Below are 11,987 nucleotides of genomic sequence, written 5' to 3'. Positions count from 1 at the left end.
GCCTTTCCCGCCATTATTTATTGACCATCGTATCGACGATTTGATTCAACAAAGTTTCGGCTGACAGCGGACCTCCATACAACCAAGTATCCTCGCCGAGGTTAAATAGTCGGTCTTCTTTTACGAAATTTAAGTTTTTCCAAACAGCATTATCTTTCAATTGCTTTTCGTATACATTGTCTTCTTCCTGCACCGTATACAAATAGTTTGCATCTTCGTACTTCGTCAACCCTTCGACATTGAATGTGCTCGATCCGAATACTTCAAACTGATCCGGCACGTGTACGTTTTTCAAGCCGATCTTCTCAAGGATTTGAGAAGCCATGGAGTTCGGTGTGAACACCCGAATTTCCGGCGCTTGAGGACCTGTGTAAGCGAGCGTCAAGATGACATCCTTCGTCTTCAGGTCAGCTTTCTCGATTTCAGCTTTCGCCTCCTCGTATTTCTCATCTAAGTGCGCCAACACTTTTTCAGCTTCATCCGTCTTGTCTACAGCCTTCGCGATTTCATTGAATGTCGTCGTCATTTCCTTATACAAGTCAATGGACTCGTCTTCGGGATATGGATTGAAGATGACTGTCGGAGCAATTTTCTCCAAATCTTTCAGCATCGCATCGTGACGGAAGCTGACACCGATGATCAAATCCGGCTCAAGCGCAGCGATCGCTTCTAAATTCGGTTCTTGTCTTCCACCTACATCAGCGACATCAGCGCTCAATTCAGCGTCGATATTCACCCAGTTATGGTATTCCTGGATATCCGCCATTCCCGCAGGCTGCATGCCGAGTGCCAGCAGATCTTCCGCATACGTCCACTCGAGGACGACGACTTTCTTAGCAGGCTTATCAAGCGTCACTTCGCCGTTCGAACCTACGATCGTAACACTGTTTTCAGACGTCTCGCCGCCTGCGCCTTTATCTTCCGTTTTCTTCGATGAACAACCGGCCACCAAAATCACACTGAGAGCCAGCAATAAGAATGCTTTCATATATCTATTCATGTTTTACCTCCACGTTGATAATCGTTATCAATTAGTAGTGTAATCTTTTGGTCCGTCATTTGTAAAGTGTTTTCAAGAAATTAATGATTATCATTCTCAATTGGTTGGGATTATGATATGCTTCTTAGTAATAAGTTCATTCCTTTTAGGATAAATGAAACGGAGGCATTCTAGTATGCACCCTACTATAAATACAAAAGACCTTTCTATCGGTTATGAAGATCGTCTTCTTTTCGAGAATTTGAATTTGGCAATTCCTCGTGGCGAGATTACCGTCTTCGTCGGCAGCAATGGTTGCGGTAAGTCCACATTGCTCCGTTCAATCGCCCGTTTATTGAAGCCTTCGGACGGCTCCGTCTTGCTGGAAGGGAAAGATATTCATTCCATGTCTTCTCGCAGTGTCGCGAAGAAGATGGGCATCCTTCCCCAAGGTCCCGTCTCACCTGAAGGATTGACGGTTCACGACCTCGTTAAACAAGGACGGTATCCTCACCAATCATGGCTTTCCCGCTGGACAGCGGAAGATACGAAAAAGGTCGAGGCAGCGATGGAGGCGACGAAAATTAGCGACCTTCGTGACCAGGCGATCGATACTTTATCCGGTGGCCAGCGCCAGCGTACGTGGATTGCGATGACACTTGCCCAAGATACTGACGTCATTCTGTTGGATGAGCCTACGACATATCTAGACATGACGCACCAAATCGAAATTTTGGACCTCTTGTTTGAGTTGAATGAACAAAAAGGCCGCACAATCGTCATGGTGCTCCATGATCTGAATTTGGCTTCCCGTTATGCCCATAATATTGTCGCTATTAAAGACGGCGGTGTTTATTCGCAAGGCAGACCTGAGAATATCATCACTTGCGATCTCGTCCGCGCGGTTTTCGGCATGGAATGTCAAGTGTCGACGGATCCCCTTTTCGGAACGCCGCATTGCGTTCCATACGGTCGTGGACGCTGCGTCGTGCAGGAAGTAAGGAGCAATACAGGTGCCTAAGCTGAACGACGAGCACATTGCATCATTTGAACGATTTGGCGTGTTTCTGAACAGGCAGCCTGATGCATTCACGAACGTCCATGCAATCTTGTCGGAAACGGCCGGTACTGAATTATTTTCGGAGATTCAAACGTTAACCAACGCGCCGACAGATGCCGTGGCGGCTTCCATTTATATGAGGAGGCACGGATTCTTCATTACGGGCCTCTTCCATATGCTCAGCAATTCCAACTTGCTCTTTACCGGCAAGTTGGAGGACGTCTCTTTATTCATCGAAAACGGGACAATCCAGTTTACCATCCCGCCTGATTCTTTCGAGGGTGTCCAAGACCGGCACGAAGCGGTTTGTTTCATTCTCGAGCAATACGGACATCCAGTCGTCGAATATATGAGCAAGCGCGCGCATGTTTCCAAGCTGATCCTATGGGAGAATGTATGGGGCTATGTGCTATGGATGTACTCCATGCTTCTTAACGAAGAGTGCCCCTCGGCACAAAGCGACCTCGATTTCTTATTGGATAATGAAACATGGAAGCCGCATATGAGGCGCTCGCCCTTTAAACAGTATTTGCAGAATGAAGAGCCACTTGCCGCCATGGCAAACTACAAACGGACGACTTGCTGCCTATTAAAGGAACTGCCAGATACGGAGAAATGTCCGTATTGTCCGTTAAACAGAACATAAAACAGCCTACCCGCATCGATTTTCCGGTACGTTTAGGCTGTTTTTTATTGTTTCTCATGATGATTACCTAGGCTTGGTCATCTTCCAACTGTAATAACGCCTTTGTGAACTGTTTGAAATCGTCTATATGTTTATTTAGAATTGATTCTAAAATATCAAGTTCTAAAGCTTGATAATCATGAACAACGATGTTGCGGAAGCCAACCATATTCATTAGGGTTTTTGCAAGGCTTGCTTCAATTAAACCTGCTTCATGTAATAGCTTAAATGCTTCGCGACTCGTTTTTGGAACTCCTAATTTACGTTCACTTACTACATGCATAGCCAAGTCAATGCTTGCCTCACAAGCACGTTGAATGTTCAAAACGATACTATCTTGCTTTGTGAAATCTCTTAAATTTTCCGGGTTACCTTCATACACTTCATGAATTCGTTTCAAACAGCGTTCAATCATTGTCGTTTTATTTATAATGACATCATTCATCCCCAAACACACTTCCCCTTTCTTTAATGTCATTAATTATTACCGCACGTTGCTCATTTAAAGTTGCATACATACTAAATGCTCTCATTCTTTGACGGATAAATTCATTTTCATCCTGTATATAGATTGGAATACCTTGTGCAAAGATTTGCATCGTAAAAACCGTATCAATTTCTTTAATATCAACTAAATCTACTTCTCGCTCACCAATTAAGGCAAGTTCATTTGTTAGAAGAAAACGATCATAAGATGATAGTTGCTTATTACTGAAATAAGCAAGATCGATATCACTCTCTTCACGTACAGAACCTTTTGCAAAAGAGCCAAAGAGGATAATGAAAGCAGGATTGACTTCGTGCTTTACCTTTTTAATAAGTTGTTCTTTTATTTCATTTGTTAGCAAGCGTATCACCCCTTATCAATAGTATAAGTGTTTATGTAAAAAACTGCACTACGCTCAAATTATTGAGATGTGACAAGTAATGCCCACCTAACAAATATTCACACGAAAAAAACAGCCCACTCGCACCGACTCTTCCGGTGCGTGCAGGCTGCTTTTTATTGTTCCATCTGTTTCGCCAAAAAATGTGCTGCAGTTTCTGCTGCTTTTTGTTCGGCTTCTCCGATGAAATGTACTTTCGATAATAAATAGACGGCGCCAATTGTGTCTCCGCCCGCTACAATTGGAGCGATGCAGTAGGATTTCACTTGCTCGACTTGTCCAGGGACCCATTCTACTGCTTTTTCAAGTTTTTCCGTAACGATGGTGCGGCCCTTTAAAATATCTTCCACGTCCGGAGCCAATTGGCGATTCAAATAATCTTTTTTCGATAATCCGGATACGGCGATCATTTCATCCCTGTCACTGATCAGGGCGGGTGTTCCGAGGGTTTCGTATAGTGTTTCTGCGTACTCTTTCGCAAATTGACCGAGCTCGGAAATAGGGGAATATTTCTTTAGGATTACCTCGCCATCCCTGTCGGTGAAGATTTCAAGCGGGTCCCCTTCGCGTATGCGAAGCGTCCGTCTGATCTCTTTCGGGATGACCACCCTCCCCAGATCATCAATTCTGCGCACGATTCCTGTTGCTTTCATGCATGATGCCTCACTTTCCAAAAATTAAAACCGTTTTCCGTTCGGATATAGTATGCATCATGCTTGGACATTTTATGCAATAGTTCCTTTAGACGGAATCTGTGGAAACGGACTCTTTGATAGACGAATGCAGAATCCTCATCATCTCCTCAAGAACGTCAAATTCCGTCTTTTTGCCTGTATGGCGCTCATCAACCGTTATGATAAGCCTGCCGTCTTCCATCGTAAAGCCGACAGCACGGCCGAATTCCATGGAGTCGGAAACAATTTTTGCTCCATCCGTCTTCGCCGTACCTTCTTCAGTTAGGCGGATTTCAATGACAGAACGTTGTTTTTTAATCGATTCGACACCCGCCATGCGACCCCATGCCTTTATCCTTCCGACACGAAGCAACAGGTCGGCCTCAAGCGGCAAGTCACCGAACCGGTCGGTCATCTCATCGACGAGCTCGGAGTAATCCTCCTCGCTTTCGATTGCTTTCACCCGTTTATACATTTGGATCTTCTGGAATCCGTCTTTAATATACGAATCCGGTAAATAGGCATTAATTGGCAAGGAAATTTCAACATCCTGAATTTCGGATTTTACGATGCCCGTCTGTTTCTCCTCAATTGCCTCTTGTAACATTTGTGAGTACAGATCAAAACCGACAGAGTCGATGAAGCCGTGCTGCTGGGAGCCAAGCAAGTTCCCCGCTCCACGGATCGACAAGTCCCGCATCGCGATTTTGAACCCAGATCCAAGCTCCGTAAATTCTTTGATTGCCTGCAGTCGGTTTTCCGCCACTTCTGTCAGCACTTTGTCACGCTGATAGAGGAAGTAGCCGTATGCAACACGGTTAGACCGGCCGACTCGTCCGCGCAGCTGATACAGCTGGGATAAGCCCATGCGGTCAGCATCATGGACGATGAGCGTGTTGACATTCGGAATATCGATTCCCGTCTCGATGATTGTCGTCGTCACAAGGACGTCGTATTCGCCTTCCAGGAAACTTAGAATTACGGATTCAAGAGTCGACTCATTCATTTGCCCGTGCGCAAAGGCGACACGCGCTTCCGGGACTAGCTGCTTGATTTCATCGACTTTGCGCGTCATGTCTTCGACGCGGTTATATAGATAGAACACTTGGCCACCACGTCCCAGCTCGCGCTCAATCGCTTCCCTGACAAGACCGAAGTTATGCTCCATGACATATGTCTGGACCGGGAAACGGTTCGCTGGAGGCGTTTCGATGACGGACAAATCCCGGACGCCGAGCATCGACATATGCAACGTCCTTGGTATCGGCGTCGCCGTCAATGTAAGGACGTCCACATTCGTTTTCAGCTGCTTGAGCTTTTCCTTATGCGTCACGCCAAACCGCTGCTCTTCATCGACGATGAGCAAGCCGAGATCTTTATACGCGACGTCCTTAGAAAGGAGGCGGTGGGTACCGACGACAATGTCAATCGTACCTGCCTTCAACCCTTTCAACGTTTCCGTCTGCTCTTTCCGCGTACGGAAGCGGTTCAATAAAGACACTTCCACCGGAAATCCGGAGAACCGTTCCTTCATCGTTTCGTAATGCTGTTGGGCAAGAATCGTTGTTGGAACGAGGAACGCGACTTGCTTGCCATCCGCGACTGCCTTGAACGCTGCACGAATCGCCACTTCCGTCTTCCCATATCCGACATCGCCGCAAAGAAGCCGATCCATCGGACGCTCTCTCTCCATATCCCGTTTTACTTCCTCGATGGAACGCAACTGATCTTCCGTCTCGTCGTATGGGAATGCATTTTCAAAGGAACGCATTAGATCATCATCTTGCGAGAATGCAAACCCTTTTTCAGCCTCGCGCTGCGCATAGAGCTTGATCAGATCGTCCGCAATATCCTTGACTGCGGATGACACCTTGCTTTTTGTCTTTTTCCATTCCGCACCCCCGAGTTTATGGAGTTTCGGCTCCCTCTCCCCGGACGCGACGTATTTCTGAATCAAGTCGATTTGGTCCGCAGGGACGAAAAGTTTATCCTCCCCACGATAGCGGATATCCAGATAGTCTTTATGGACGCCGCCCACTTCGAGTGTCACAACGCCATAATACTTACCGATTCCGTGATGGACGTGGACGATATGGTCGCCAGGTTTGATTTCCGAATAGCTTTTGATGCGCTCTGCGTTTGTCATTTTTTGAGGACGGGCTTTCCGCTTCGGTTTCCCTTTGAACAGCTCCGCGTCCGTAATGACCGCTAGACGTTGAAAAGGCAATTCGAATCCTGCGGACAGATCCCCTTCGATGATTGAAATCGTTCCCGCGCCTGTCGGCTTGCCGCTCACTGCCGCATCCATCTCATAGTCTCTAAGAATCGATTGGACCTTCGCCATCCGTTCTTTCCCATCAGCAACGATAAAGATATTGTATTTTCCTTGCTGCCAACGATCCATTTCATTTTTCAACAAGTTCATCTGCCCATGAAATTCCTGCATCGGTTTGCAAGAGAACGAGACCGTTTTCTTTAGGACGATACCCGGCACAGCTCTTACAAACAATGATAAGTATGATTTGGGCTGATCGAGCATTTTATGCATCTCTTCGAATGAAAACGAGATTTTCGCGTCATGGACGATTTTTCCTTCCTCAAGAAGCGTCAGAAACCATTCCTTCTCTTCACTTTCAAGAGAGGAAGACACTTCAAGGATCCGTCCGATTTCGTCGAATAGAACAATGCCATCTTCGGGAAAATAATCACCAAGATAGGATGGGACACGGTCTGAAAACGATACATGCTTCATCATCCCTTCCGGCGTGATGCCGTCTCGCAAAAGCCCGATATCCCGGGTTATATTCACCGTAAGGGATTCTTTTGCCTCTTCATTTTTCATCCGCTTCAGGCTTGTACGAAGGGCGTCCTCTAAGTTCGAGGCGATATGAGATAATTCCGTGGCGTCCCAAACATGTTCCGTTGCAGGAAGGATTGTCACTTCTGTCAGTTTATCGGTTGAGCGCTGATCTTCCGCAGAGAACATGCGGATGGAGTCGACATCCGTGTCAAACAGCTCAATTCGGATCGGGTTTTCCATATTCAATGGATACACGTCCAAAATGCCGCCCCTCAGAGCGAAATCGCCCGGTGCGGTTACCATCTCCTGTCTCCCATAGCCCATTTCCACAAGCTTCCGGATGCATTCGTCCACATCAATGCTGTCATCCAAATGGACGGACAAGGAATTTTCGAGCCATCTCTCTTTCGGAGGAAGTAGTTTCTTCATTCCCGCGACAGGCGTAATATAGATTCCTTTGCCGATGCGCGCCATATGATCGAGCGTATCTATTCGGTTTGCGCGCAGTTCATAACTGGACACAGAAAAATCGGCAGCGATCAATTCCTCTGCCGGATACAAATGAACGAGTGAGTCGCCGAGCATCTTCACAAGGTCTTCGTATGTACGTTGTGCTTGCAGCATGTTGGGAGTGATGATCAGGATCGGCTTCTCAGCTGACTGCTGGACAGTCTTGAAAAAGACGGCCTTTGCGCCACCCGATAGCCCCGCCAGCAATTGGCGGTCCTGTCCTGTTTTTAACTCCTCAACAACTTTAGTAATCTCTTTGTCTTGTAGAAATAAATCTATGAGCGCATCCAATGATTATTTTCCTCGCTTTGCAGTAAATAAAATGAAGTGAAAAAAGCTTTGCGCGCTCGATACGCCAAAGCAGAAAATTCTATTGCAGCCATTTCCGTAATGCATAGTAATCAGGATTCATTCGCAGCGACTGTTCACATTGCTCACAAATGCAACGCACCGTCATTGAACCATTCTCATCATATTCTAGAAAGTGGTCGCCTTGCCCATCTTCCGCCTTTTTAAGTTCCCGGAGGATCTCTTCGGCAGAAGCTAGTGGGATGCTGCCGACCTCTGTGTTGCAATGCCTGCATGAATAACGAACGTCATTCGGTTTCATCGGTTTCATCGACCCCTTTTTAACAAAGTATAGGCTAGGGAGCCGGTGATTATTCCTTATGAACCATTATAGTTATTCATTACATCTAAAAACGGCCTGTTAAGCCAGTCCATACAGGCAGAAGCACTTTTATCAACCATCTCGTCAATAAGTGGCTGTTCTTCCTTGCTGAATGGGGAAAGTACATAGTCGGCCACTTTCATGCCGCCTGTCGGACGACCGATTCCGATGCGAATCCTGTTGAAGGAATCCGAGCCAAGATGGGCAATTAACGATTTCATGCCGTTATGGCCGCCGGCACTTCCTTTTTGGCGCAGCCGTAATTTGCCTGGAATGAGGTCAAGGTCATCGTATAGTACAACGATGTCATCGAGTTCCACATTGTAGTAATCCATGAGAGGACCGACACATTCCCCGGATAGATTCATATATGTCAAAGGTTTGACGAGCATCACTTTTCCTTCCGGACGGTGGATGATCGTATAAGCGCCATTGAATTTCAATTGCATGGCAGGCGCGTCAAGTCGACGGGCCAATTCATCGATAGCATGGAATCCGACGTTATGCCGAGTCTTCTCATATTGCTTCCCCGGGTTTCCGAGGCCGATTATCATTTTCATAAGGCGTATCTTCCTTTTGAATTAATTAGAAAAAGGGCGCACGCTTTGCACGTGCGCTCCAACTGCTGCTTATTATTCTTCCTCTTTACCACCGATGACTTCCGGTTCTGCATCCGCAGCACCAGTATCAGCTTCAAGCTCTTCCATTTCCGCTTCTGAACGTGGAGCGGAGATAAGAACGAGTGCGTACTCATCATCAGAAAGTATTTCAAACTTAGATTTCGCACGTACGTCTGCAACTGTCATCGTGTCGCCGATTTGCATCTCGGAAATATCAACTTCAAACGACTCCGGAATATCCGAAGGTTTGACTTTGATCGTCACTTCGCGGTTCGGCTGCTGTACGACGCCGCCTTCCTTCTCGCCGATGGAGTTGCCGACAAGATGTACCGTAACGTCGACTTCAAGCTCTTCTGCCATATCAATTGCGAGGAAGTCCGCGTGGCGGATATCGCCTATTAAAGCATCCTCTTGGAAATCATTTAAAACGACGTTCAATTGCTTGCCATCTACTTCGAGCTTGAGAACACCATTGCGTCCGACTTCCCGCAATGTTTTCAGTAAATCGCTCTCTTTTACGGCAATCGGTGTAGATTCTGTATTATATCCATAAACGACTGATGGGATGAACCCTTCATTTCTAAGTGCTGTTAATGCTGATCTCGTTTTCACTTCTCTTGATTTCGACTGAATTGCTGTACTCATTTGTGTAGTCACCTTTCTTAAAAAAAAGTTATTCTATCTCTTGAAATACCCAAAATCAGACGACATGAAACTAACTGGCTTGCTTATTCAAACAATGTACTGACAGATTTCTTTTCAAATACCCGGATAACTGCTTCACCCAAAAGCTTTGCAATCGATAATTGCTTGATTTTTGGGGATCTTTTGCTTTCCGGCAGTTCGATCGAATTCGTAATGATCAATTCCTTGATTTGGGAATTGTCGATTCTTTCGATGGCAGGGCCGGATAATACCGGATGCGTACAGCAAGCGTACACTTCCTTCGCGCCACTCTCGATGATCGCGTTCGCTGCGATTGTAATCGTTCCGGCAGTATCGATGATATCGTCGATCAAAATAGCTGTTTTCCCTTCGACGTTCCCTACGATGCTCATCACTTCGGCAACATTTGGACGTGGACGGCGTTTGTCAATGATGGCGATTGGTGCTTTCATACGATCCGCCATCTTCCGTGCCCGTGTTACTCCGCCATGATCTGGAGAGACGATGACAAGCTCGTTGCCCTCCAAGCCTTTTCCTTTGAAGTATTCCGTCAAAATCGGTTCTGCTACGAGATGGTCGATCGGAATATCAAAGAAGCCTTGGATTTGCGGTGCATGCAAATCAATAGCAATTACGCGGTCAGCACCTGCTTTTTCAAGCAAGTTGGCCACAAGCTTCGCCGTGATCGGTTCACGGGAACGCGCTTTACGGTCTTGACGTGCATAACCATAGTAAGGCATAACTACATTGATTGTACGGGCTGATGCGCGCATCAATGCATCAATCATGATAAGGAGCTCCATTAGGTTATCATTGACTGGATAGGAGGTTGATTGGATGACAAAAACATCGCAACCCCGGATACTTTCTTCGATATTGATTTGAATTTCTCCATCGCTAAAGCGCTTGACAGAGCACTTGCCAAGTGGGCGTCCAATCTCGTCCGCTACTTCTCGTGCAAGTGATTCGTTGGAATTTAAAGAGAATATCTTCAGTTTATCATTAGGATAATGATTAGCCATCATGGTCCCCCTGGTTAGTTAAGATTTAATTTTGTTGCGTATCCTTCTTTATTCTCCTGGCGCGCGCGTCCAATTGCAAGTGAACTTTCTGGCACATCTTTTGTAATCGTCGATCCGGCCGCTACATAAGCGCCTTTTCCAATTTTTACAGGTGCGACCAAATTGGAGTTGCAACCGACAAATGCATCATTTTCAATTGTTGTCGTATGTTTGTTTTTACCATCGTAATTCACTGTGATCGTTCCGCAGCCGATGTTGACATGAGTGCCGACTTCCGCATCACCGATATAGCTGAGGTGGGAAACCTTGCTGCCTTCTCCCAGCCTTGATTTCTTAATTTCGACAAAATTGCCGATTTTCACATTGTCGCTGAGTCTGGAATCCGGACGGATATGTGCGAACGGGCCAACTGTTGTACCGGACCCGATGATGCTGTCCCGTACAACTGACGAATGGATAGTTGTGGACTCGCCAATCTCACTGTTGGCGATATGGCTATTCGGTCCAATGATACACTTTTCCCCGATGACCGTCTGTCCCTCGATCATCGTACCTGGTTGAAGAACTGCATCCCGACCAATTTTGGCATCTGCGCTAATATACGTGCTGCCTGGATCGATAATTGTAACGCCATTCCGCATATGGGATTCCGCAATCCTTCGGCGCATCACTTTTTCCGCTTCCGAGAGGATGACCCTGTCGTTGATACCGATCGTTTCGCTGAATTCATCGGTTACATAAGCGGATATCAATGCCTGTTGTTCAGCCTTCAGGATGCCGATGACGTCAGGAAGATAGTATTCGCCTTGCGCGTTATCATTCTTCACCTTTTTCAAAGCCTCGAACAGTGCACGGTTGTCAAAGCAGTACGTTCCCGTATTGATTTCGGTCACTTCCCGCTCCTGTGGTGATGCATCCTTATGTTCGACGTTTCGAAGGACATTTCCGTCTTCGTCCCGAATGATGCGGCCGTAGCCTGTTGGGTCGTCGGCATGCGCGGTCAGGATTGTCGCTTTCGCCTTCGTGTCGGAGTGGTGCGCAATCAGTGCTTGCATCGTTTCCGATTTGATGAGCGGTGTGTCTCCGCAGACGACGAGCGTAATCCCTTCGAGTTCGCCTAGCCGATCTTCCGCCTGCTGAACTGCATGTGCTGTGCCGAGCTGTTCTGCCTGAAGGGCATATTCGCTCTTGGCACCAAGTGTTTCTTCTACCATTTCTGCCCCGTGGCCGACAATCGTTACGATTTTATCCGCGCCGATTCCAAGGATATGGTCGACAACGTGTTCGACCATCGGTTTTCCACAGACAGGATGCAATACTTTATATAAATCGGACTTCATCCGCGTCCCTTGCCCTGCAGCTAGGACGATGGCATATGTATTCGTCATTTGCTGGCCTCCATCCATTATTTCAT

12 protein-coding genes are annotated in these 11,987 nt (G+C 46.7%); 2 read left to right on the top strand and 10 right to left on the bottom strand.

The window, feature by feature from the left end:
• Window positions 1-13 precede the first annotated feature (13 nt).
• Window positions 14-1,000 carry an ABC transporter substrate-binding protein gene (locus tag M3152_RS17400; RefSeq protein WP_251697087.1) on the bottom strand — a complete coding sequence of 329 codons (987 nt, stop codon included), beginning with the start codon at window positions 998-1,000 and terminating at the stop codon, window positions 14-16.
• Window positions 1,001-1,175: 175 nt separating this feature from the next.
• On the opposite strand from M3152_RS17400, the gene M3152_RS17395 reads away from it, so the two are divergent.
• Window positions 1,176-2,000, top strand: coding sequence for an ABC transporter ATP-binding protein (locus M3152_RS17395; RefSeq protein WP_251697085.1), 825 nt, complete (start codon window positions 1,176-1,178; stop codon window positions 1,998-2,000).
• Window positions 1,993-2,685 carry a hypothetical protein gene (locus M3152_RS17390; RefSeq protein WP_251697083.1) on the top strand — a complete coding sequence of 231 codons (693 nt, stop codon included), beginning with the start codon at window positions 1,993-1,995 and terminating at the stop codon, window positions 2,683-2,685. The genes M3152_RS17395 and M3152_RS17390 overlap by 8 nt, the downstream gene beginning before the upstream one ends.
• A gap of 67 nt (window positions 2,686-2,752) precedes the next feature.
• Here M3152_RS17390 and hepT read toward each other — a convergent pair whose 3' ends face one another.
• From hepT to glmU, 9 genes are all read right to left on the bottom strand, one after another.
• Window positions 2,753-3,169, bottom strand: a complete 417-nt coding sequence (gene hepT, locus M3152_RS17385) for a type VII toxin-antitoxin system HepT family RNase toxin (protein WP_251697124.1) — start codon at window positions 3,167-3,169, stop codon at window positions 2,753-2,755.
• Window positions 3,162-3,581, bottom strand: coding sequence for a type VII toxin-antitoxin system MntA family adenylyltransferase antitoxin (gene mntA / locus M3152_RS17380; protein ID WP_251697081.1), 420 nt, complete (start codon window positions 3,579-3,581; stop codon window positions 3,162-3,164). The genes hepT and mntA overlap by 8 nt, the downstream gene beginning before the upstream one ends.
• A 146-nt stretch (window positions 3,582-3,727) precedes the next feature.
• Window positions 3,728-4,264, bottom strand: coding sequence for a stage V sporulation protein T (spoVT, locus tag M3152_RS17375; protein WP_060205952.1), 537 nt, complete (start codon window positions 4,262-4,264; stop codon window positions 3,728-3,730).
• An 88-nt stretch (window positions 4,265-4,352) separates the two neighbouring features.
• Window positions 4,353-7,886 carry a transcription-repair coupling factor gene (mfd, locus tag M3152_RS17370; RefSeq protein WP_251697079.1) on the bottom strand — a complete coding sequence of 1,178 codons (3,534 nt, stop codon included), beginning with the start codon at window positions 7,884-7,886 and terminating at the stop codon, window positions 4,353-4,355.
• A gap of 79 nt (window positions 7,887-7,965) precedes the next feature.
• The gene (locus M3152_RS17365) at window positions 7,966-8,205 is read right to left on the bottom strand and encodes an anti-sigma-F factor Fin (RefSeq protein WP_251697077.1); all 240 of its coding nucleotides are present in this window, start codon (window positions 8,203-8,205) and stop codon (window positions 7,966-7,968) included.
• A 56-nt stretch (window positions 8,206-8,261) separates the two neighbouring features.
• Window positions 8,262-8,825, bottom strand: coding sequence for an aminoacyl-tRNA hydrolase (pth, locus tag M3152_RS17360; RefSeq protein ID WP_251697075.1), 564 nt, complete (start codon window positions 8,823-8,825; stop codon window positions 8,262-8,264).
• A 72-nt stretch (window positions 8,826-8,897) separates the two neighbouring features.
• Window positions 8,898-9,530, bottom strand: coding sequence for a 50S ribosomal protein L25/general stress protein Ctc (locus M3152_RS17355; protein ID WP_251697074.1), 633 nt, complete (start codon window positions 9,528-9,530; stop codon window positions 8,898-8,900).
• 83 nt (window positions 9,531-9,613) lie between these two features.
• Window positions 9,614-10,573, bottom strand: a complete 960-nt coding sequence (locus M3152_RS17350) for a ribose-phosphate diphosphokinase (protein WP_251697072.1) — start codon at window positions 10,571-10,573, stop codon at window positions 9,614-9,616.
• Window positions 10,574-10,587: 14 nt separating this feature from the next.
• The gene (gene glmU / locus M3152_RS17345; RefSeq protein WP_251697070.1) at window positions 10,588-11,961 is read right to left on the bottom strand and encodes a bifunctional UDP-N-acetylglucosamine diphosphorylase/glucosamine-1-phosphate N-acetyltransferase GlmU; all 1,374 of its coding nucleotides are present in this window, start codon (window positions 11,959-11,961) and stop codon (window positions 10,588-10,590) included.
• Between the last annotated feature and the right edge of the window lie 26 nt (window positions 11,962-11,987).

It is taken from the genome of Sporosarcina luteola, from assembly GCF_023715245.1.
GTDB classification, from domain to species: Bacteria; Bacillota; Bacilli; order Bacillales_A; family Planococcaceae; genus Sporosarcina; species Sporosarcina luteola_C.
This window is presented reverse-complemented; position numbering and strand designations above follow the sequence as displayed.

Bases quoted from the DNA above. Each gene is read 5' to 3' on its own strand.
- M3152_RS17400 (WP_251697087.1), bottom strand. From the start codon at position 1,000: ATGAATAGATATATGAAAGCATTCTTATTGCTGGCTCTCAGTGTGATT.
- M3152_RS17395 (WP_251697085.1), top strand. From the start codon at position 1,176: ATGCACCCTACTATAAATACAAAAGACCTTTCTATCGGTTATGAAGAT.
- hepT (WP_251697124.1), bottom strand. From the start codon at position 3,169: ATGAATGATGTCATTATAAATAAAACGACAATGATTGAACGCTGTTTG.
- spoVT (WP_060205952.1), bottom strand. From the start codon at position 4,264: ATGAAAGCAACAGGAATCGTGCGCAGAATTGATGATCTGGGGAGGGTG.
- M3152_RS17365 (WP_251697077.1), bottom strand. From the start codon at position 8,205: ATGAAACCGAATGACGTTCGTTATTCATGCAGGCATTGCAACACAGAG.
- pth (WP_251697075.1), bottom strand. From the start codon at position 8,825: ATGAAAATGATAATCGGCCTCGGAAACCCGGGGAAGCAATATGAGAAG.
- M3152_RS17355 (WP_251697074.1), bottom strand. From the start codon at position 9,530: ATGAGTACAGCAATTCAGTCGAAATCAAGAGAAGTGAAAACGAGATCA.
- M3152_RS17350 (WP_251697072.1), bottom strand. From the start codon at position 10,573: ATGGCTAATCATTATCCTAATGATAAACTGAAGATATTCTCTTTAAAT.
- glmU (WP_251697070.1), bottom strand. From the start codon at position 11,961: ATGACGAATACATATGCCATCGTCCTAGCTGCAGGGCAAGGGACGCGG.